This is a genomic window from Paraglaciecola sp. L3A3, from assembly GCF_009796765.1.
GTDB lineage: Bacteria > Pseudomonadota > Gammaproteobacteria > Enterobacterales > Alteromonadaceae > Paraglaciecola.
Map to the genome: position 1 here is coordinate 381,452 of NZ_CP047023.1, position 20,022 is coordinate 401,473.

21 protein-coding genes are annotated in these 20,022 nt (G+C 38.3%); 19 read left to right on the forward strand and 2 right to left on the reverse strand.

From position 1 onward, the window contains the following. Positions 1-12: 12 nt before the first annotated feature. The gene (locus tag GQR87_RS01590; RefSeq protein ID WP_158965876.1) at positions 13-1,167 is read right to left on the reverse strand and encodes a methyltransferase; all 1,155 of its coding nucleotides are present in this window, start codon (positions 1,165-1,167) and stop codon (positions 13-15) included. 35 nt (positions 1,168-1,202) lie between these two features. Here GQR87_RS01590 and GQR87_RS01595 point away from each other — a divergent pair, with 35 nt between their 5' ends. The 19 genes from GQR87_RS01595 to GQR87_RS01685 all read left to right on the forward strand — a co-directional run bounded on the left by GQR87_RS01595 (position 1,203) and on the right by GQR87_RS01685 (position 19,588). Continuing rightward, positions 1,203-1,832, forward strand: a complete 630-nt coding sequence (locus GQR87_RS01595) for an alpha-ketoglutarate-dependent dioxygenase AlkB (protein ID WP_158965878.1) — start codon at positions 1,203-1,205, stop codon at positions 1,830-1,832. 204 nt (positions 1,833-2,036) lie between these two features. Continuing rightward, the gene (bolA, locus tag GQR87_RS01600; RefSeq protein ID WP_158965880.1) at positions 2,037-2,351 is read left to right on the forward strand and encodes a transcriptional regulator BolA; all 315 of its coding nucleotides are present in this window, start codon (positions 2,037-2,039) and stop codon (positions 2,349-2,351) included. Positions 2,352-2,523: 172 nt separating this feature from the next. Further along, on the forward strand, positions 2,524-3,075 hold the full coding sequence (locus GQR87_RS01605; RefSeq protein ID WP_158965882.1) for a TRAP transporter small permease subunit: 552 nt from the start codon (positions 2,524-2,526) through the stop codon (positions 3,073-3,075). Beyond that, positions 3,075-4,442, forward strand: a complete 1,368-nt coding sequence (locus tag GQR87_RS01610; protein WP_158965884.1) for a TRAP transporter large permease subunit — start codon at positions 3,075-3,077, stop codon at positions 4,440-4,442. Before GQR87_RS01605 ends, GQR87_RS01610 begins: the two co-directional genes overlap by 1 nt. 6 nt (positions 4,443-4,448) lie before the next feature. Continuing rightward, entirely contained in the window at positions 4,449-5,582 is a 1,134-nt protein-coding gene (locus GQR87_RS01615) for a TRAP transporter substrate-binding protein (RefSeq protein WP_370459617.1), read from the forward strand. A 93-nt stretch (positions 5,583-5,675) separates the two neighbouring features. Beyond that, positions 5,676-6,854 carry an enoyl-ACP reductase FabV gene (gene fabV / locus GQR87_RS01620; RefSeq protein WP_158965886.1) on the forward strand — a complete coding sequence of 393 codons (1,179 nt, stop codon included), beginning with the start codon at positions 5,676-5,678 and terminating at the stop codon, positions 6,852-6,854. 439 nt (positions 6,855-7,293) lie between these two features. Continuing rightward, complete coding sequence (locus GQR87_RS01625; protein ID WP_158965888.1) at positions 7,294-8,634, forward strand: Na(+)-translocating NADH-quinone reductase subunit A; 1,341 nt, start codon at positions 7,294-7,296, stop codon at positions 8,632-8,634. 2 nt (positions 8,635-8,636) lie between these two features. Continuing rightward, positions 8,637-9,854: an NADH:ubiquinone reductase (Na(+)-transporting) subunit B gene (locus tag GQR87_RS01630; protein WP_158965890.1), complete on the forward strand. Its 1,218-nt coding sequence runs from the start codon at positions 8,637-8,639 to the stop codon at positions 9,852-9,854. Next, complete coding sequence (locus GQR87_RS01635; RefSeq protein ID WP_158965892.1) at positions 9,844-10,602, forward strand: Na(+)-translocating NADH-quinone reductase subunit C; 759 nt, start codon at positions 9,844-9,846, stop codon at positions 10,600-10,602. Before GQR87_RS01630 ends, GQR87_RS01635 begins: the two co-directional genes overlap by 11 nt. A 12-nt stretch (positions 10,603-10,614) precedes the next feature. Next, the gene (locus GQR87_RS01640) at positions 10,615-11,247 is read left to right on the forward strand and encodes an NADH:ubiquinone reductase (Na(+)-transporting) subunit D (RefSeq protein ID WP_158965894.1); all 633 of its coding nucleotides are present in this window, start codon (positions 10,615-10,617) and stop codon (positions 11,245-11,247) included. Positions 11,248-11,250: 3 nt separating this feature from the next. Next, complete coding sequence (gene nqrE, locus GQR87_RS01645; protein ID WP_158965896.1) at positions 11,251-11,859, forward strand: NADH:ubiquinone reductase (Na(+)-transporting) subunit E; 609 nt, start codon at positions 11,251-11,253, stop codon at positions 11,857-11,859. 19 nt (positions 11,860-11,878) lie between these two features. Next, positions 11,879-13,111 (forward strand): NADH:ubiquinone reductase (Na(+)-transporting) subunit F, encoded by a 1,233-nt coding sequence (gene nqrF, locus GQR87_RS01650; RefSeq protein WP_158965898.1) that lies wholly within the window; start codon positions 11,879-11,881, stop codon positions 13,109-13,111. Positions 13,112-13,182: 71 nt separating this feature from the next. Then, a complete protein-coding gene (locus tag GQR87_RS01655; RefSeq protein WP_158965900.1) occupies positions 13,183-14,205 on the forward strand; it encodes an FAD:protein FMN transferase in 1,023 nt (340 codons plus the stop codon). 30 nt (positions 14,206-14,235) lie between these two features. After that, positions 14,236-14,469 carry a (Na+)-NQR maturation NqrM gene (gene nqrM, locus GQR87_RS01660; protein WP_158965902.1) on the forward strand — a complete coding sequence of 78 codons (234 nt, stop codon included), beginning with the start codon at positions 14,236-14,238 and terminating at the stop codon, positions 14,467-14,469. Positions 14,470-14,765: 296 nt separating this feature from the next. Further along, complete coding sequence (locus GQR87_RS01665) at positions 14,766-16,223, forward strand: choice-of-anchor L domain-containing protein (RefSeq protein ID WP_158965904.1); 1,458 nt, start codon at positions 14,766-14,768, stop codon at positions 16,221-16,223. A 79-nt stretch (positions 16,224-16,302) separates the two neighbouring features. After that, the gene (locus tag GQR87_RS01670; RefSeq protein WP_158965906.1) at positions 16,303-16,899 is read left to right on the forward strand and encodes a peptidoglycan-binding domain-containing protein; all 597 of its coding nucleotides are present in this window, start codon (positions 16,303-16,305) and stop codon (positions 16,897-16,899) included. 70 nt (positions 16,900-16,969) lie between these two features. Next, positions 16,970-18,106 carry a hypothetical protein gene (locus GQR87_RS01675; RefSeq protein WP_158965908.1) on the forward strand — a complete coding sequence of 379 codons (1,137 nt, stop codon included), beginning with the start codon at positions 16,970-16,972 and terminating at the stop codon, positions 18,104-18,106. A gap of 125 nt (positions 18,107-18,231) precedes the next feature. Further along, complete coding sequence (dinB, locus tag GQR87_RS01680; protein ID WP_255456457.1) at positions 18,232-19,284, forward strand: DNA polymerase IV; 1,053 nt, start codon at positions 18,232-18,234, stop codon at positions 19,282-19,284. A gap of 94 nt (positions 19,285-19,378) precedes the next feature. Beyond that, on the forward strand, positions 19,379-19,588 hold the full coding sequence (locus tag GQR87_RS01685) for a DUF1653 domain-containing protein (protein ID WP_158965912.1): 210 nt from the start codon (positions 19,379-19,381) through the stop codon (positions 19,586-19,588). Between the two features lie 2 nt (positions 19,589-19,590). Here the strand turns inward: GQR87_RS01685 and GQR87_RS01690 are convergent, their stop codons facing one another. After that, positions 19,591-19,974 carry a hypothetical protein gene (locus tag GQR87_RS01690; protein ID WP_158965914.1) on the reverse strand — a complete coding sequence of 128 codons (384 nt, stop codon included), beginning with the start codon at positions 19,972-19,974 and terminating at the stop codon, positions 19,591-19,593. Positions 19,975-20,022: the final 48 nt, after the last annotated feature.

Here is a 20,022-nt window from a genome sequence, read left to right on the forward strand (position 1 = left end):
GAATAAACCTTTTTATTTTGTTGCAGATAAAATACTGAATTTTCTGTCTGTTGCAACTATTGTAACCTTCGAAAATAATCTTTTTAACTTTGCAGGGTAGTCCAAATGTCGATTACCAATAACAAAAATCTGTCCCCCTTTTGTTAATAAGTCTTTTGAGTCTTTGAACATTTGCCAAGCGATATGATCGGTAATAGTGTTTTGTTGATGGAAAGGCGGATTACACAGAACTAAATCTATTGTTTTGACTGTCGATTTTTCAGCAAAATCATCTAAACAATTATTCACGATAAACTTACAGTTATCCAAAAGCTGTGGATGATTATTTTCTACATTGAGTTTAGACGAAGCAATAGCCATATAAGATTCATCGGTAAATATTACTTTAGCGCTTTGGCTTTTTTCAAGAATATGCAGCCCCAACACACCATTACCACATCCCAAATCTACAATATTCTTATTATCAAAAGAGGGCAGTTTACTGAAGTGCTGTAGCATAAATCTAGCGCCAATATCGAGCTGTTGCCTGGCAAAAACATTGGCTAAATTACTGATCTCAAACCGAGGGTTTTCCGTGTGCCAAACAGTTGGGTATGGGCTATTATCAGACTTATCCCCCATCGGTTGACAGAAAATTAATCTAGACTTCTTTTTAGCCAAAGATGTTTTACATGGCCCCAAGTACTTGTCAAACAAAGCTTGGGTCGACTTTTGAATTAAATTCGCTTTACCGCCTGCTATAACTTGTGTGTTAGCCGTCACAAATTTCTGCATATCAATTAATTGCTGTTCTAACAAAGCTATGGTTTTTGGGATCTTAATTAGAATGACATCCGCATTTTTCTTCACTTCAGTGACGGAATCGTAAAAGTGATGGTCTTGAATGCTTAAATTATTTGCTGCCAGATTCTGTTTACAGGCCTGAAGACTGACATAAGAGTCACTGATCCAACTAGGTTTAGCATCTGCAAACCAGCAAGCTAATGTGCCAAAATCATCATTATAAATATGTATGGAGCATTGATTAATATTTTCAATATGTTGCTCCACATGTTCAATAATATATTCGTCTGCAGCATCCCAAGCTTGCCAGCTAGGGTGTTGTAAATTTTGCGGATATCTATGTAACTGCAAATTGCGATTTAATAAGGTTAAACTAGTGTTCATAAATTCCTGGTTTGTGCCATTTACTATTTTGAGTCATGCAACAATCTTTATTTGATAACGCTTATGATAACACGCCTGTACGTCTGAACATGCCTGATGCAGATGTTGTCTATTACCCCAATTTTGTAGATGGGCAACGGGCGACTGAATTAATGTGTATTTTACAGCAGTCATTAGCATGGAGAAAAGAACAAATCACTGTTTACGGCAAAACCTTTGATGTGCCTAGATTACAAGCATGGTACGGAGATACGGAAGCTGCTTATCAGTACTCTGGTATGACCATGCAGCCTCAGAGTTGGACTAAACAATTATTAAGCTTAAAAGAAAGTTGTGAACAAGTTACACAGACTTATTTTAATTCTGTTTTAGCTAACTTATATCGTGATGGTCAAGACGGCGTTGGACGGCATGCCGATGATGAAGAAGAGTTAGGGCGTGACCCTGTTATTGCATCATTAAGTTTTGGTGAAACTCGTAATTTAGATTTTTATCACAACTGTTTACCCAATAAATTAAGGCTTCCTTTGTTATCTGGAAGTTTGTTAGTTATGAGCGGAGAAACACAAGCGCACTGGCAACATTGTGTGGCAAAAACAAAAAAGCAGTTAGCGCCTCGAATTAATCTAACTTTCAGATATATAAAGAAAAATGCAGCCATTTAATACTTTTTGGTATATAAATTATTAAAGCTACTAGAAAAAATATATCGCTAGCACTCAATAAGTTATCTAATTACTTTTAAAATTAGTTAAGGGTCTAGTTACGTATGATACTTTTTATAGCTAAAGTTAAAATTGAAATAAAACAATAACAACAATATTTCTTAAGAGCATTATTTGCTTACTAGGTACTGAAGAGGAACACTAATGAACATTCAAAACAATATAGAAAATAAACTTTTATCCCATTTTAAACCCGAACACCTTGAAGTGATTAACGAAAGTGCTAATCACAATGTACCAGCAGGCTCAGAAAGCCATTTTAAAGTTGTGATTGTCACTCCCAAATTTTCAGGCGAAAGACTAATTAACAGACATAGAGCAGTGAATGCTGTACTAAAAGATGAATTACAGAATGATATTCATGCTTTAGCTTTACACACTTATACAGAAACAGAATGGCACAAATTATTTGGCGAATTTCCTAAATCACCTAATTGTTTGGGTGGTTCAAAACAATAAACGTTTCAACTTAGAATGTCCGAGCTTTAGCCTTAAAAAGGCTAAAGCTAATTACTTATAACCGGCACTTTCTTCCCTTTTTTTGTTAATTTTGTTAAAAATCACATATTAATAACATTACTCGTCTAGCTGGCCAACAACTTCCAGCAACTGATTAAAATAAGAACCCTCAATGTTTTTACAAACAACACTTCGTTTACAGAACACTATCGATTCTATTCATCTCTCTTTATGCAAACTAGTCAGCTGGTTCACTCTATTTATGGTGTTCATCACTTTTTTAATAGTGGTGCTCAGGTATGGCTTTAATTTAGGTTGGATTGCTATGCAAGAGTCAGTTATGTACTTGCATGCTACTGTGTTTTTATTGGGAGCGGCGCATACCTTAAAAGTTAATGAACACGTACGAGTCGATATCTTTTACCGGCAAATGAGCCGCAAACAAAAAGCTTGGGTAGATACTCTCGGTACTTTGTTACTGCTGATCCCCGTCAATACTTTTATCTTAGTGTTGAGTTTTGATTATGTGATGACATCTTGGCAATTATTTGAATCTTCGCCACAATCAGGTGGCTTACCTTTGGTTTTTGTGCTTAAAACTTTGCTCCTTTTATTTGCTGTGATTATGAATTTGCAAGGCCTAGCAGAGTTAATACGCAATATTCTATTAATTCAAAACTCACCGCCTACTGACAGCCAATCAATTAAGTTGGGGGGCATCTAATGGAATATATCTCGCTCCTTATGTTTGTAGTGGTGTGTGCTGTTTTATTGCTGGGTTATCCAGTTGCTTATTCTTTGGCTGGTACAGCATTAATTTTTGCAGGTTTTGGAGTCATGACTGGGGGATTTGAAACTGCCTATTTACATGCCTTACCTAGTCGATTATATGGCATTGTCACCAATCAAACGCTAATTGCGGTGCCACTTTTTGTGTTTATGGGCATAGTGCTAGAGAAGTCAAAAGTGGCGGGAAACTTATTAAACGCCATGACCCAATTATTTGGTCAGTATCGTGGTGGACTAGCTATATCGGTGATTCTCGTTGGAGCACTGTTAGCGGCCAGTACTGGAATAGTAGGGGCGACGGTTGTCACTATGGGCTTGCTGTCATTGCCTACCATGCTGAAACAAGGTTACTCGCCCAGTTTTGCAACTGGCAGTATTTGTGCTACCGGTACGTTAGGCCAGATTATTCCTCCGTCTATAGCTTTGGTTTTACTTGGCGATGTGTTATCAAGCGCCTATCAGAAAGCGCAACTGAATATGGGAATCTTTTCACCAGAATCCGTTTCAGTTGGCGATTTATTTGTAGGGGCGATTGTGCCCGGTATGATTTTGGTTTCGCTATATTTATTGTATGTGGTCTTCGTTACTTGGCTACAACCACAAAAAGTTCCTTCTGTGGCACCCCAGGCAGTGAATGTTTCCGTTAAACAGTTATTAAATGCATTGTTACCTCCACTTATTTTAATTTTCTTAGTGTTAGGTGCTATTTTAGGCGGCTTTGCGACACCTACAGAAGCAGCAGGTGTGGGAGCAACGGGGGCCTTAGTTTTAGCTTTATTACAAAAAAAATTGAGTTTGAGTCAGTTAAAAGAAGTGATGTTGAGTACTACCAAAGTAACTTCTTTGGTGTTTTTGATTTTAATCGGTGCTTCTATTTTTTCATTGGTTTTTCGTGGCTATGGTGGCGAAGAATTAATTGAGCAATTATTTAGTAACCTGCCAGGTGGAGTCTTTACTGCTGTGTTGTTGGTAATGGTGGTGATTTTTGTTTTAGGATTTATTTTAGATTTTATTGAGATTACCTTTGTTGTGGTACCTTTGGTTGCTCCGGTATTATTAGCCATGGGAATAGACCCGATTTGGTTGGGTATTATGATAGCTGTCAATTTACAAACTTCATTTTTGACTCCGCCTTTTGGATTTGCCTTGTTTTATTTACGTGGCGTGGCACCTGAATCAGTAAAAACGACAGAGATCTATAAGGGGGTAATCCCCTTTATTGTAATTCAAATTGTGCTGTTAATCGCCATGGCGATATGGCCTAATTTAATCACTTGGTTACCTGAAAACTTATATGGATAAAAATTTATGTTTAATCTGTCGCTAGTAGCGTCGCAAGAGCGTTTTATCAAACTAGTCATGTGTTTATTGTGTTCTGTTTTTCTACTCGCCTGTGGGAAAGAACAAGTTAGTACTGATGCTGCGACTGAAGTGCAAGCACAAAAAAACTATAAATGGAAAATGGTCACTTCATGGCCGAAAAACTTTCCTGGTTTAGGTAGAGCGCCTGAAACCTTTGCTAAATATGTAGAAGATATGTCTGGCGGTAGGCTGACTGTAAAAGTATATGGTGCGGGTGAACTCGTGCCAGGCTTAGAAGTGTTTGATGCTGTTTCTCAAGGTACGGTACAAATGGGCCATTCTGGGGCTTACTATTGGAAAGGAAAAGCAGTCGCATCACAAATTTTCACCACTATTCCATTTGGCATGAATGCACAAGAAACCAATGCTTGGTTACACTATGGCGGCGGTCTTGAATTATGGCGTGAAGTGTATAAACCTTTTGGTTTAATTCCTTTTGCTGGTGGTAATACAGGTATACAACTCGCAGGATGGTTTAAAAAAGAAATTAATAGTATTGAGGATATCCAAGGATTAAAAATGCGCATCCCTGGTTTGGGCGGTGAAGTGTTTAAAAAATTGGGTGGAATTCCGGTCACTCTAGCTGGTGGTGAGTTATTTACCGCATTACAATCAGGAGCCATTGATGCCACTGAATGGGTGGGACCTTACAATGATTTATCTTTTGGTTTATACAAAGCTGCGGATTATTATTATTACTCTGGTTGGCATGAACCAGGTTCGACTTTAGAATTTATCGTGAATCAGCAAGCATTTGACTCATTACCCAAAGATTTGCAAGCCATAGTTGAAGTGGCTGCGCGAGCGGTTAATCAAGATGTATTAGATGAATATACCGCACGAAATAACACGGCTATGCAGGCTTTAATAAATACCCATAATGTAGACATGCGCCCGTTACCTGATGATGTCATGAAGGCGTTAAAAACAGCTTCTAAAGAGGTTATGTTAGAACAAGCCGCTGCGGACTCTATGTTTCAAAAAGTGTATGACTCGTATTCTGACTTTCAAAATAAAGTCAGTCAGTATCATCAAGTTTCTGAGGAAGAGTATTACAAAAATCGCTCAGCCCAAGACTAGCTATAACGTTTTAACTAAGAGAGGATCTGTTCAGAGTTGTTTATCTGAATACTGCCTCTACAATGTATATAATTTTTCGAATAGGAATTCTTTATGATCATTAAGCCCAAAATCCGAGGCTTTATCTGTACAAACGCTCATCCTGTAGGTTGTGCCGCTAGCGTCCAACAACAAATTGATTATGTAAAAGCACAAGGTGAAGTAGCTAATGCCCCTAAAAACGTCTTAGTGCTCGGCAGTTCAACTGGTTACGGTTTAGCTTCTCGAATTGTCTCTGCTTTTGGTGGAGGGGCGAATACCCTTGGCGTGTGTTTTGAAAAACCACCCACAGAGCGTAAAACTGGTACCGCTGGTTGGTACAATACCGCTGGATTTCATGCTAAAGCTAAAGCTGCGGGTTTGTATGCTAAAACCTTGAATGGTGATGCTTTTTCTAAAGAAATGAAACAGCAGGTGATCGAAACTCTTAAAGCGGATATGGGCAAAGTTGATTTAGTTATTTATAGCTTAGCATCACCTAGACGAACTGATCCTGAAACAGGTGAAGTGTATAAATCGACTTTAAAACCTGTCGGCCAAGCGTATACCACCAAAACCTATGATACTGATAAAGATAAAGTTCATGACATCAGTTTAGAACCAGCCAGCGAAGAAGAAATTCAAAATACTATTAAAGTCATGGGCGGTGAAGATTGGGAGCTATGGTTAGATGCCTTAGATCAAGCAGACTTATTAGCCGATAACTGTAAAACCACTGCTTATACTTATGTGGGTAAAGAATTAACTTGGCCTATTTATGGCCAAGCGACTATTGGTAAAGCGAAAGAAGACCTTGATCGAGCAGCTGCCGCCATTGTTAAAACTAAAGCCAGTAAAAATGTACAAGCCTATGTATCTTCACTAAAGGCTTTGGTTACTCAAGCTAGTTCAGCTATTCCTGTTATGCCTTTATATATATCTCTTATTTACAAAGTGATGAAAGAAGAGGGTACTCATCAAGGTTGTATAGAGCAAATATATGACTTATTTACAGAAAAGCTAAATCAAGCTCAGCCTAGTGTGGACGAAAATGGTCGTCTTTACATGAATGGCAAAGAAACTAATGATGCTACTCAAGCTAAAATTAAAGCCTTATGGGATCAAGTTACCCAAGAAAACTTCCATGAGTTAAGTGATTATGCTGGATATCATCACGAGTTTTTGAAATTGTTTGGTTTTGATATAACAGGTGTGGATTATGACGCCGATGTTGAAACGTTAGCTGACTGGTAAGATTAACTGACTGTATCAGTAAAATTTGCTTAAAAAATAAACCGCTTAATAAGGCGGTTTTTTTATTCTTTAATTTAAGTTTGGCTTTTTAATGGACTTTTTACCCTAAAAATTGCAAAAACCTTACAAAAATAGAGATTAAATAATAATTAGCATGGAAGAACGGGGCCGGTTAATGCTAAAATTCCGAGGCTAAGCTCGGGCTATCGTATACTTCTACTCTTTTATGAGTTCGGATATGTAATCTTTTTATCGGGTTTACGGACATTTTCATAAAAGCTGTAACGAATTACGGCGGAATAATTTAACAACTAACACAGGCATAAATACTCATCACCATTAGGCTTTTACTGGATGATTTTTTATTAAATATCAAAACTCCAGCAAATATAAAGAGCCTAATGGTGCTGTGTATTAATTTAGAGTAGTGCTATTGCGTATGATAAAAATCACGAAAGGGTTAGATCTTCCTATTAAGGGATCGCCACAACAAACAATTCAAAATGGAAACTCTGTCACCAGAGTGGCTATTTTGGGTGAAGAATATGTCGGTATGCGTCCAACCATGCATATCCAAGTCGGGGATAAAGTGAAAAAAGGCCAAATTCTTTTTGAAGATAAAAAGAATCCTGGCGTTAAGTTCACCGCTCCTGCTACGGGTAATGTTGTTGAAGTTAACCGTGGTGCAAAACGTGTTTTGCAGTCGGTTGTCATTCAAATTGAAGGTGATGATAGTGAAGTATTTGCTAAGTATAGCAGTGCAGAACTAGCATCATTGGACGCTGCTAAAGTACAAGAGAATTTAGTTAATTCTGGATTATGGACCGCTATTCGGACTCGTCCGTTCAGTAAGTCGCCAGAATTAGATTCTAAACCAAATTCAATTTTTGTTAGTGTAATGGATACCAGTCCATTGGCTGCTGATCCACAAGTTGTGATCGCAGAACGCAATGAAGATTTCGTCAACGGTTTACAAGTCATTAGCTGTCTAACTGACGGCAAAGTGTTTGTGAGCAAGGCTCTTGGTGCTGATATTGCTGTAGGTGCCGCTAAAGTTGAAGTAAATGAATTTGCTGGACCACATCCTGCTGGTTTAGTCGGAACTCACATTCACTTCTTGGATTCAGCTGGTGCTAACAAAAAAGTTTGGCATCTTGGATATCAAGATGTAATGGCTATCGGTAGTTTGTTTACTACTGGTGAGTTAGATAACCGCAGAGTGGTAGCCTTGGCTGGACCAGAGGCGAAAAATCCTCGTTTAGTCCGTACTTTGATTGGTGCTGATATTGCTGAATTAACTGCTAATGAAGCAAATGATGGCGATATGCGTGTGCTATCTGGTTCTGTCTTACAGGGAACCAATGCTCACGGTGTACATGGTTACTTAGGCCGTTTTCATACTCAAATATCAATCTTGCGTGAAGGCCGTGAAAAAGAACTTTTCGGTTGGATTAAGCCTGGTGTAAATCAACATTCAATTACCCGTGCTTATCTTGGGCATTTAAGTCCTAAGAAGTTGTTTAATATGACAACAACTACTAATGGTTCAGATCGTTCAATGGTGCCAATCGGCAACTATGAGCGCATTATGCCTTTAGATATTTTGCCTACCTTATTACTTAGAGATTTACTTTCTGGTGATACAGACGGTGCGCAAACCTTAGGTTGCTTGGAACTAGACGAAGAAGATTTGGCCTTATGTACTTATGTTTGCCCTGGTAAATATAACTACGGTCCAGTCTTACGTGAATGTCTAGACCAGATTGAGAAAGAGGGTTAATCATGGGCTTAAAAGCATTTTTAGAAAAAATTGAACCCGATTTTGAAGCGGGTGGTAAGTATGAAAAATGGTATGCCTTGTATGAAGCAGCTGCCACTATTTTTTATACCCCTGGAACAGTTACTAAGTCGACAACTCATGTTAAAGATAGTATCGATTTGAAACGGATTATGATCATGGTGTGGATGGCAACATTCCCAGCTATGTTCTACGGTATGTATAACGTTGGTGCACAAGCTCACGAAGCCATTTTAGGTGGTGCTGTTTGGGCTGATACCGCGACTGCATTCTGGCAAGCCGGTTTATTCGAAATGTTCGGTGGTCAGCTGAATGCCGATAGTACTTGGATTGGCATGATGCTTTACGGCGCATGTTTCTTCTTACCTATTTACGCCACTGTATTTATTGTCGGCGGGTTCTGGGAAGTATTATTTGCCTCGGTACGTAAACACGAAATTAACGAAGGTTTCTTTGTTACTTCTGTTTTATTTGCACTTACGTTACCCGCTACTATTCCTTTATGGCAAGCAGCTTTAGGTATTACCTTTGGTGTTGTTATCGCTAAAGAAATTTTCGGTGGTACTGGTCGTAACTTCTTAAACCCAGCCTTGTCTGGTCGTGCATTCCTGTATTTTGCATACCCTGGACAAATCTCAGGTGATGCAATCTGGGTAGCTGCTGACGGTTATTCTGGTGCTACGGCGTTAAGCCAAGCTGCAGCCGGTAATATCTCTGATTGGAGTATGAATGCTGATTGGTGGAATGCTTTCTTTGGTAACTTACAAGGTTCTGTTGGTGAAGTGTCAACTCTAGCAATCGCTTTAGGTGGATTATTCTTAATTTATATGAGAATTGCTTCATGGCGCATTGTATTAGGTGTGTTGTTAGGCGGAGTTGCACTAAGTACATTACTTAACTTAGTTGGTAGTGATACTAATGCTATGTTTGCTATGCCTTGGTATTGGCACTTGGTTACTGGTGGATTTGCCTTTGGTATGTTCTTTATGGCAACTGACCCGGTTTCTGCATCTTTTACCAATCAAGGTAAGTGGGCTTACGGAATTTTGATTGGTGTGATGTGTGTCATGGTTCGTGTTATCAATCCAGCCTTCCCAGAAGGAATGATGTTGGCAATCTTGTTTGCTAACTTATGGGCACCTTTGTTCGATTATTTTGTTGCCCAAGGTAATATTAAACGGAGGATCGCTCGTGTCAGCTAAGAAAGAAACTCTAGGAAAAACAGTAGGTGTTGTTGTTGCCGTATGTTTGGTGTGTTCAATTATTGTTTCAGGCGCTGCGGTAGGCTTGAAAGAGTTACAGCTAAACAATGCAGCATTAGATAAACAATCTAATATTATTGAAGCTGCAGGTTTAACTGAAAAAGCCGCCGGTGATATTGCTGGTACATTCAATGATTACGTTGAAGAGAAGTTTATTAATCTTGAAACAGGTGAATATGTTGAGAAACCTTCAGAAAACTACGACATGTATAAAGCTGCTAAACAGTCAGAATATACAGTTAAAGTTGAAGGTAGCAATGTTGGTTTTAAGCAACGTGCTAGCATCGCCAGTATTTATGAAGTAAGAAATGATGCAGGTCAAGTGACCCGTATTATCTTACCTGTTCATGGTAGTGGTCTTTGGGACTTAATGTATGGTTTATTAGCTATTGACGCAGACGGAAACACAGTGCGTGAATTAGTTTATTACGCACAAAAAGAAACCCCTGGATTAGGTGGCGAAGTACAAAACCCTAGCTGGAAAGCGAAGTGGGATGGCAAAAAATTGTTTGAAAATGGTGAAGTCGCTATTCAGGTCAAGAAAAATGCCGGTCCTGCTGACCCATATGCTGTTGATGCGCTTTCTGGAGCAACATTGACTAGTAATGGTGTACAAAATACATTGTCTTATTGGTTAGGTAAAAATGGCTACGGTCAATACCTTAAAAATCAGACTTGGAAATCGTAAGGGGTTCATACTATGGCTGACATTAAAGAAATGAAAAAGGTATTGTTTGGACCCGTTCTGGACAATAACCCAATCGCATTGCAAATATTGGGCGTTTGTTCGGCTCTTGCAATCACCACTAAATTAGAAACCGCTTTAGTTATGTCGTTAGCATTAACGGCGGTAACGGCTTTTTCTAGTTTATTTATATCTATGATCCGTACTCAGATACCATCAAGTGTTAGGATCATAATTCAAATGACCATTATTGCCTCTTTGGTAATAGTAGTTGACCAAATATTGAAAGCGTATTCTTACGAGATATCTAAACAACTATCGGTATTTGTTGGCTTGATCATTACCAACTGTATTGTAATGGGTCGAGCAGAAGCATATGCCATGAAGAGTCCGCCATTTATGTCGTTTCTTGACGGTATTGGTAATGGTCTTGGTTATTCTTTAGTACTCATCATTATTGGTACTATTAAAGAGTTATTTGGATTCGGTACAATTTTAGGTTTCCCAATATTTGAGCTTGTTCAAAATGGTGGTTGGTATCAAGGCAATGGCTTATTGATTTTACCTTTCAGCTCATTCTTTTTGATTGGTGGCTTGATTTGGATAATACGTACTATTCGTCCTGAACAAGTAGAGCCAAAGGGGTAATTCATGGAACATTATTTAAGTATTTTTATTAAGTCTGTTTTCATTGAAAACATGGCTTTGTCTTTATTCCTAGGTATGTGTACATTTTTGGCCGTATCTAAGAAAGTTAAAACATCCATGGGTTTAGGTGTGGCAGTAGTAGTGGTTTTAGGTATATCTGTACCTGTTAACCAAGTTATTTTTGTCAATATCTTAGCGCCAGGAGCATTAGCTTGGGCGGGATTTCCGAATGCAGATTTGAGCTTTTTGAGCTTTTTAACCTTTATCGGGGTAATCGCTGCACTAGTACAAATACTAGAAATGACATTAGATAAGTTTTTCCCTGCATTGTATAACGCGCTTGGCGTTTTTCTGCCATTAATCACAGTTAACTGTGCTATTTTTGGTGGTGTGGCATTTGCTATACAACGTGAATATAACTTCAGTGAAAGTATCGTTTACGGAATTGGCAGTGGCTTAGGTTGGGCAATTGCCATTACCTTGCTAGCTGCAGTACGTGAAAAGCTGAAATATGCTGATATGCCAGAAGGTATCAGAGGTTTAGGATCGGTATTTATGATTGCTGGATTGATGGCACTTGGTTTCCAATCATTTACTGGCGTGTCGCTTTAAGCGTTCTGGGAGAATATAAATGAATTTAAATGAAGTTTATCTTGGTGTAGGCATGTTCATCGCTATCGTATTAGCGTTAGTGTTTATCATCATGTTTGCAAAGTCTAAATTAGTGCCTGAAGGTGAAATAACTATCACCATCAACGGTGGTGATCAAGATCCTATTACAGCGCAACCTGGCGACAAATTATTAGGCGCTTTAGCTAATGCTGGGATCTTTGTATCTTCGGCATGTGGTGGTGGCGGAACTTGTGGTCAGTGTCGTGTAGATATTAAAGAAGGTGGTGGAGAGCTTTTACCAACTGAACTTGATCACATCAGCAAAAAAGAAGCAAAACACGGTTGTCGTTTGTCTTGTCAGGTTGCTATTAAACAAGATATGGCTATCGAGTTAGAAGAAGAAATCTTTGGGATCAAAAAATGGGATTGTGAAGTTATCTCTAACGATAACAAAGCCACTTTCATTAAAGAGCTTAAGCTTAAAATTCCAAATGGAGAAAGTGTCCCTTTCCGTGCCGGTGGTTATATTCAAATTGAAGCTCCACCTCATCATGTGAAGTATAAAGATTTCGATGTACCAGAAGAATATCGTGGTGATTGGGAGCGTTTTGGTTTCTTTAACATTGAGTCTAAAGTTGATGAAGAAACTATTCGTGCTTACTCAATGGCTAACTATCCGGAAGAAGAAGGCATCATAATGTTGAACGTGCGTGTTGCTTCACCGCCGCCGAACAACTTGTCTTTGCCTGCTGGTAAAATGTCTTCATATATTTGGAGTCTTAAGCCTGGTGATAAAGCAACTATCTCAGGTCCTTTCGGTGAGTTCTTTGCAAAAGATACTGATGCTGAAATGGTATTTGTTGGTGGTGGTGCTGGTATGGCACCCATGCGTTCACATATATTTGATCAGCTGCGTAGATTAAAATCTAAGCGTAAGATGACATTCTGGTACGGTGCACGTTCACTTCGTGAAATGTTTTATGTTGAAGATTTCGACATGCTACAAAAAGAGAATGATAACTTTACTTGGCATGTTGCTTTATCTGATCCACAACCAGAAGATAACTGGGAAGGTGATACAGGGTTCATTCATAACGTATTGTTAGAGAATTACCTTAAAGATCATCCAGCGCCTGAAGATTGTGAGTTCTACATGTGTGGTCCTCCTATGATGAATGCTGCTGTTATCAATATGCTTAAAGAACTAGGTGTAGAAGACGAAAACATTATGTTGGATGACTTCGGCGGTTAAAACCAAAGTTCGTTTATATTAATTTTAAAGGGGCTTAATGCCCCTTTTCTTATGGATAAAAGTAAATCGTGATGTCAAAAATTAGCTATTCCAAATCACTTATTTTGGCCTTTGCAATCCCACTTTTGTTGATTGCTTGTAGCCAACAAACTAGTGAAGTTCATCTCACTGGCCCCACTATGGGTACCACTTATAACGTTAAATATATTGAAACAGATACTATTACCCCGGCTGAACTACAAAAAAAAATAGATAATGAACTGGTCAATATTAACCAACTTATGTCTACCTATATTAATGACTCAGAATTAAGTCGCTTCAATCAGTGGGATAACACAGAAGCTTTTCCTCTATCAACACAAACCCTCTTTGTAATGACAGAAGCTAAGCGACTTGGCGAGTTAAGTGGCGGCTTACTTGATGTTACAGTGGGGCCATTAGTTAATCTATGGGGATTTGGTCCTGAAGCTCGGCCAGAAAAAATACCTACAGCAGCAGATATATTGGCTGCTAGGGAACGTGTAGGTTTAAATAGACTGATATTAAATGAGTCTTCTGCGAGTAAAACTCATCCGGATTTGTATGTTGATTTATCCACTATTGCTAAAGGGTATGGAGTGGATAGAATCGCTGAAATTTTGCAACAACACAATATCCACAATTATCTAGTGGAGGTAGGTGGAGAGATGCGCTTATCTGGTGAAAAATCGAATGGTAAAAATTGGCGTGTAGCGATTGAAAAACCATTAACTACAGAACGAGCTATAGAACGTATTATCAGTGTAGGAAATAATGCTATTGCTACATCCGGTGATTATCGTAATTATTATGAAGATGAGGGGGTACGGTATTCACATCTAATTAATCCTCAGACTGGCACTCCCATTAGTCATAATTTGGTGTCAGTGACAGTTGTCGCTCCATCTTCGATGACTGCGGATGGATTAGCTACTGCTTTAAATGTGATGGGTAAAGAAAAAGCATTAATTTTGGCAGAAAAGTATGACTTAGCCGTTCTATTGATTACTAAAGAAAAACAAGGTTTTAAAGAGTATACTAGTAGTATGTTTGACCAGCTTGTCACTGTTCACTAAAACCAGCATATATTTAATAGGAGACTAATTTTGAGTACCTTTATTCTCGCATTTGTATTTTTTATCGTAGTTGTTGCTGCTATGGCAGTGGGTTATATCTTTCAACAAAAAACCATTGCAGGTAGTTGTGGTGGTTTAGGCGCTTTGGGTATCGATAAAGCATGTGACTGTCCAGAACCCTGCGATCGTAAAAAAATGCGCATGGAAAAAGAGCAAGCTAGAGAGAAAAAACTAAAAGAGTGGAAAGAAAATCAGATACTTTAAATTTGAACATTTATGCTAAAACTGATTTTTTACAACAAGATTGTATTTAAATTATAGTGATAAATTGTCTAGTTTATTTACAACTTTAGTGGGATATGTCAGAAAATCTTACACTTTTTCACCTGTAATTTTTTTCAATATTTAAAAAGTATTATATTTCATGTGCTTGCGGTTACATTGTGAAAATACGGAACGGAAATTGCTGCAATCTAGACACGTTGCGGGATAAAAAATCACAATAGCTTTGATTATGTCCCAAAGTAGTTACTTTAAGAACACACACATAGGACATACCCATGTATAAATCAAATAAAAATATCCAAGCATCCGCTATATCTTTAGCGGTTGCATTTATTTTAGCAACTCCTGTGGCATCGGCGATACAGATCACATCAACGCTTGATGCTGATGAATTAGCAAACGCTTTAATTATTCCTAACTCTGGAATTACTATCACTGACTCAAGTTTGTTTGGAGGCATTCAAGGTGAATATGGCGGAGATTATGGCGGTGATTACGGTGGCGATTATGGCGGTGGAATCCCCAGTATAGTAGCATTGGCAGTAGAATTAGATGCCCTTTCAGCTGAACCTTTCGGTCAAGCGGGGATTTTCACCAATAATTCTGGAGTTTACGGTTTACCCAGTGGTGGCGGTGTTGTTTTTAGTTCTGGCTATGTTGAGGATTATCAAGACGGTGAAAATACATCTTCAAGTAACTCTGGCGGTGATGGTAATGCCGCGACTGATGAACAGAACGATGTCTTAAGCGAAATTACTGGGCGCTCCGAACATTTTGATCCTGTCCAATTAGATATTACTTTTGATGTTGACGATGACGTAAGTGTAATCACCTTTATTGCAGCTTTTGGCTCTGAAGAATACCCTGAGTATGTTGGGTCACAGTTTGTTGATGGTTTTGGCATGTTTTTAAATGGTGAAAATGTAGCGGGCGCTTTACCTACGGGTGATGTGGCGGGTGAAGACCCAATATTGCCAATCAATATTGATCACCCAGATTTTCAGGATGTACCTGGGACCGAACTTGATGGAGTCATTGCCCCTAATGGTATTCCATTGCTGAGGTTTGATGTGCCTGTAACACCTGGCAGTACTGGCAATACTTTTAGTTTGTTATTAGCCGATGCAGGTGACAGCGGATATGATAGCACTATATTTTTAAGTAGTTTTGGTAATTTTGATTCTGAAAGTGGCGAGTCTGAGTTTACTCCAATTTTACCAGACAGTAGTAATCCCACTAATGATGAAGGCGCTTTTGTATTTTTATTACCTGAGGTTGTAGCTAATGAAACGATTTGGATTGATCCAGATGTATCTACAGGTTATACCTATACCGCTACAGGTGGTGGCTTATTTGCAAGTGTCACAGCGCCTACTAAATTAAGTGTAAATGATGAAGATGGCTACTGGCTAACCTATTTCGATGGGACAAGTTCTGTCACTGTGGCGCTAACTGCTGGGCAAACTTTTGATTTTGCTATCCCTGTAGGCGAATTTACTATTGATGGGATTGACCCTGACTTAGGTTTAGATCCAACGGATCCGACTATGTTTGTTACAGGAGTCTCGTTTAGCGAGTCTGGGACTGGTTTTGGAATCGAACAAACACCTATCACTACCTTTGTTCCTGACCAGCCAAATACCGTTGGAGTGTCAGCACCTACTTCTGTTGGTTTATTTGGTTTGTCTCTGATGGGAATGGGTTTGTTGAGAAGAAAACTAAAGACTAAATAATAAGCAGATGCTATAAATGAAAAGCCTAAGTTTGTTGACTCATCTTAGGCTTTATTTTTGTCTGTCGTTTGGGGAAATTATGTATAGATCTTTAATTGTGACTATATTTTGCTACTGTGTTTTTGCTGCGCCATTACAGGCTGCTGACAAAGAAGGAAAATTTGCCGTTAAGGGGGCGGGGAAACGTGATTGTAGTAGTTTTGTGCAGGCAGCTGATGATAAGAGTACTGATTATTACCTTTATGGTGGTTGGCTTGAAGGTTATATAAGTTCTTATAATGCTTTTCAAACACAGAATTATGATTCTACACCTTGGCAGACAACAGAACTACTGCTCACTTTACTGAAACGTCATTGTGTCAGTCACCCTAAAGTAAAGTTTTTAAGTGCCGTAAATGGGTTACTTAAAACCTTGTACCCTATTCGTTTAGAAAGAGAGAATAAGCTGATAAAAATTAGTGTAAATGGTGCTGATACTTATTTTTATGAAGATATTTTGCTAAGAGCAAAAGAACGCTTACATAACCTTGGCTATATAACTGATGAGGTTACAGCAGATTTTGACGAGGGCGACATACATGCATTTGAAAAATATCAAAATGATATTGGTCTTTCGGTCACTGGTGTACCAGATCAAAATACTCTGCTTAGCCTTTTTTTAAAGAAAGTTAAATAGTAGTTTGCTGGCGTCGTCTAGAGTTGCTTATTGCTGGGAATTGGGGGGCGGTTTGGGTCATGTGACCCGTATGAATTCGATATGTAACCGGCCAGAGTTTTCATCTACCAGTTTCTCGTTTGTCTTAAAAGATACAAGTAAATCACAATATATCAGCAAAGCCTATAAGCAAAATGTATATGTTGCGCCATGTTATATGAAGAGTCCCAGTCTGCAGATTTCACCTAATTTTGCACACATAATGTGGCGATGTGGCTGGCAAAACGATGATAATGCCTATGATTTAGTGTTGGCTTGGGTACAGATACTTAAACGTTTAGATCCCCACTACGTTTTTATTGATTATGCTCCGTCAGCCGCAGTAGCCGCAAAATTGTTAGATATCCCATATTTATTTTTAGGTAACGGTTTCGAGTTTCCACCTGCTGAATCACCGTTTCCCTCGATTCTGCATAACCAGAAGGTAGCTCGAAAAGATTTATTACATTGGTATAATAAAGTTAATAAAACACTACGGGTAGTTTGTAAAAAATTTTCTAAGACAATTGAGCAATTTGATTTAAAGGATATTTTCGAACCTCAAAAAGGATTGATTCTTGCCCACCCTATGCTCGATCATTATCTTAACCGCCAAATCCAAATTTTTTATTTACCTACCCTTACACAAGTTAATAGTGAAACAAAAAATGTTAATAATGATTTGTTCTCTAACAAACCTTATTTATTTGTTTATCTAAATGCAAATACTCCCAATTTAGTTGAGTCGATACGTATGCTTTCGGCTCAGTTTCGGATTGAAGGGTATATACCGAACTTAAATTTAGCCCAGCGTAATGCCCTAAGGTTTATTGGTGTCAGTATTTCTGATGTACCAGTGCCAGTATCAAACATTATCGCAAAAAGTCAGATAGTCATTTGCCATTGTGGTATCGGTGTGGTGAGCCATGCCATTGATAGTGCAGTACCCATGGTGTTGCTGCCGACGCAAACTGAACAATCTATGTTGGCCCATACGTTATGTAAATTGGGTGTTGCGATATCGATTCCCAAAGCTGCGTCTTCTCATCAATTTGTAAATACAGTTAACTTAGCAATAAAAAACCGAGAAATAATGCAAGCTAATATTCGAACTCAAAGCAATAAGTACTGGGAAAATCGACTCATTTGGAAAGAGGGCATTGGAACATATATTAAAGAATATTTTTGATCTGCTATCAGTAGTAAGATTATCTAAAAATCCAGAATTTGATATTCTTAAACTTTTTCTATTGACCTTGAGAAATAGATAGGCAGAATACTGTATTAATAAACAGTGTCATGGTCGGTCGTATTTTGCGCAAAATTATTCATATTGATATGGACTGTTATTTTGCTGCCGTTGAAATGCGAGATAACCCTGAATACCGAAATTTACCATTAGCTATTGGTGGTAGTTCTGATAGGCGTGGGGTGATTTCAACTTGTAATTATATCGCTCGACAATTTGGTGTGCGCTCTGCTATGGCTACAGCACATGCTTTAAAACTATGTCCTGAACTGGTTTTAGCGCCAGGGCGAATGGAACTATATAGCGAAATTTCGCAACAAATCCGTGAAATATATTCCCGATATACCAACAAAATTGAACCCTTATCGTTAGATGAGGCTTATTTAGATGTCACTGATTGCGAGTTGTTTGCAGGCAGTGCCACCTTAATTGCTGAGGATATTCGCCGTACTATCTTTCTAGAAACTCAGCTGACAGCTTCAGCTGGGGTAGCACCTTGTAAATTTGTTGCGAAAATTGCCAGCGATGAAAATAAACCGAATGGTATATGTGTGATTACCCCAGATAATTTAGATGACTTTGTGGTGAAACTAAAGTTAGGCAAAATCCCTGGTGTAGGTAAAGTCACTTTAGCTAAGTTAAATGAGATAGGGTTGTTTACTTGTGCTGATGTCCGCAAGTTTCCTTTTGAAAATTTAATAAAACGTTTTGGTAAATTTGGTTCGGTGATATGGGCCAGAAGTCACGGTGAAGATGATCGGGGCTTGAGTATAGAAAGGCAACGAAAGTCTGTAGGTGTTGAGCGTACTATGCCTGAAGATATTTATAGCCTAGAAGACTGTTGTAAAATGATTGATAATCTATTTCCCAAATTACAAGAAAGGTTAAAAAGGTCGAGTCCTGAACTTGCAATACAAAGCCAAGGTATTAAATTAAAGTTTGCCGATTTTCAACAAACTACAGTTGAACATAAATACCAGAAATTAAATAAAGACTATTTTTTTGAGTTGTTAAACGAAGGGCTTGCTAGGCAGGACAGCAGAGGTATTCGTTTAGTCGGATTACATGTAGGCCTAGTGGATAAAGTTAGCCAACAGCAATTAACTTTTTCTTTTTAAGTTGATGCAAGGTTGGGTTATGGTCTGTTATATTTTTCGGCATAGTTTGTCGAAACACAATCAATTTATTCTTTAATTAAGGTGGTAAAAATACATGGCTTTAAAAATAGGTAAATATCGCCACTATAAAGGTAATGAATATGAAGTTATTGGTGTAGCTCGTCACTCTGAAGACGAGAGTGAATTAGTGGTTTATCGTCCTTTGTATGGTGAACGAGATTTATGGGTTAGGCCTTTAGATATGTTTGTAGAAACTGTAGAAATTGGTGGAGTGATTAAACCTAGATTTGAATACCTAGGTTAAAGTTATGATTTGCAATCTAATAAAGCATTGACCAGTGCTACAGAACCAGTGCGACGACTGACTAGTTGCCCTTTTATATTAAATACAATGGCTTGATTTGTGTCTTTAGGTAAGTCAAAGGTAGTGCGAATTTGATTTCGTTGGCGACCATTTAATTGTATGTGAGGAGGCAATTTTTGCCAATTATTCAAATCAATCAATGCCACGTTTTGTTTAGTTATTTCACGTTCTAGTAGTGCGATATCTTGAGAAAAGTCAGAATTTGCTGAATGCTTTAGAGAATAAATGATAGTACAGTTTGCATCAGCAAATAAAAGTTTATCTTGGCTCGCCGAAGTGGCAAAACTGATTATGATTAGCAGAATACTAACAGACCACATTCTCAATGTTTGATTTCCTTTTTCTTCTTTTTATATTTTATCTGACGATAGGTA

What these genes read in the sequence shown, in the direction of transcription:
- GQR87_RS01590 (WP_158965876.1), bottom strand. Translation starts at nt 1,167, where the DNA reads ATGAACACTAGTTTAACCTTATTAAATCGCAATTTGCAGTTACATAGA.
- GQR87_RS01595 (WP_158965878.1), top strand. Translation starts at nt 1,203, where the DNA reads ATGCAACAATCTTTATTTGATAACGCTTATGATAACACGCCTGTACGT.
- bolA (WP_158965880.1), top strand. Translation starts at nt 2,037, where the DNA reads ATGAACATTCAAAACAATATAGAAAATAAACTTTTATCCCATTTTAAA.
- GQR87_RS01605 (WP_158965882.1), top strand. Translation starts at nt 2,524, where the DNA reads ATGTTTTTACAAACAACACTTCGTTTACAGAACACTATCGATTCTATT.
- GQR87_RS01610 (WP_158965884.1), top strand. Translation starts at nt 3,075, where the DNA reads ATGGAATATATCTCGCTCCTTATGTTTGTAGTGGTGTGTGCTGTTTTA.
- GQR87_RS01615 (WP_370459617.1), top strand. Translation starts at nt 4,449, where the DNA reads ATGTTTAATCTGTCGCTAGTAGCGTCGCAAGAGCGTTTTATCAAACTA.
- fabV (WP_158965886.1), top strand. Translation starts at nt 5,676, where the DNA reads ATGATCATTAAGCCCAAAATCCGAGGCTTTATCTGTACAAACGCTCAT.
- GQR87_RS01625 (WP_158965888.1), top strand. Translation starts at nt 7,294, where the DNA reads ATGATAAAAATCACGAAAGGGTTAGATCTTCCTATTAAGGGATCGCCA.
- GQR87_RS01630 (WP_158965890.1), top strand. Translation starts at nt 8,637, where the DNA reads ATGGGCTTAAAAGCATTTTTAGAAAAAATTGAACCCGATTTTGAAGCG.
- GQR87_RS01640 (WP_158965894.1), top strand. Translation starts at nt 10,615, where the DNA reads ATGGCTGACATTAAAGAAATGAAAAAGGTATTGTTTGGACCCGTTCTG.
- nqrE (WP_158965896.1), top strand. Translation starts at nt 11,251, where the DNA reads ATGGAACATTATTTAAGTATTTTTATTAAGTCTGTTTTCATTGAAAAC.
- nqrF (WP_158965898.1), top strand. Translation starts at nt 11,879, where the DNA reads ATGAATTTAAATGAAGTTTATCTTGGTGTAGGCATGTTCATCGCTATC.
- GQR87_RS01655 (WP_158965900.1), top strand. Translation starts at nt 13,183, where the DNA reads ATGTCAAAAATTAGCTATTCCAAATCACTTATTTTGGCCTTTGCAATC.
- GQR87_RS01665 (WP_158965904.1), top strand. Translation starts at nt 14,766, where the DNA reads ATGTATAAATCAAATAAAAATATCCAAGCATCCGCTATATCTTTAGCG.
- GQR87_RS01670 (WP_158965906.1), top strand. Translation starts at nt 16,303, where the DNA reads ATGTATAGATCTTTAATTGTGACTATATTTTGCTACTGTGTTTTTGCT.
- GQR87_RS01675 (WP_158965908.1), top strand. Translation starts at nt 16,970, where the DNA reads ATGAATTCGATATGTAACCGGCCAGAGTTTTCATCTACCAGTTTCTCG.
- GQR87_RS01685 (WP_158965912.1), top strand. Translation starts at nt 19,379, where the DNA reads ATGGCTTTAAAAATAGGTAAATATCGCCACTATAAAGGTAATGAATAT.